Genomic DNA, 392 nt, shown 5'->3' with positions numbered 1-392 from the left:
TACGATATTCTTGATCTGGCGAAACATTGCGAATTTGAAGAAGTGGCGCATCTGCTGATCCACGGCAAACTGCCGACCCGTGACGAACTCGCCGCTTACAAAACGAAACTGAAAGCCCTGCGCGGTTTACCGGCTAACGTGCGTACCGTGCTGGAAGCCTTACCGGCGGCGTCGCACCCGATGGATGTTATGCGCACCGGTGTTTCCGCGCTCGGCTGCACGCTGCCAGAAAAAGAGGGGCATACCGTCTCTGGCGCGCGGGATATTGCCGACAAACTGCTGGCGTCGCTTAGCTCGATTCTCCTTTATTGGTATCACTACAGCCACAACGGCGAACGCATCCAACCGGAAACCGATGACGACTCCATCGGCGGTCACTTCCTGCATCTGCT

1 protein-coding gene is annotated in these 392 nt (G+C 56.6%); it reads left to right on the top strand.

Annotated elements, in window-relative coordinates; all coding sequences use genetic code 11:
- The coding region (locus EOS_RS42825) for a citrate/2-methylcitrate synthase (RefSeq protein WP_075645504.1) at positions 1-392 on the top strand (392 nt) is incomplete at both ends.

This window comes from Caballeronia mineralivorans PML1(12), from assembly GCF_001028175.1.
Classification (GTDB): Bacteria; Pseudomonadota; Gammaproteobacteria; order Burkholderiales; family Burkholderiaceae; genus Caballeronia; species Caballeronia mineralivorans.
Note: the sequence above shows the minus strand (reverse complement) of the source record. Positions and strands in the feature narration are given on the sequence as shown.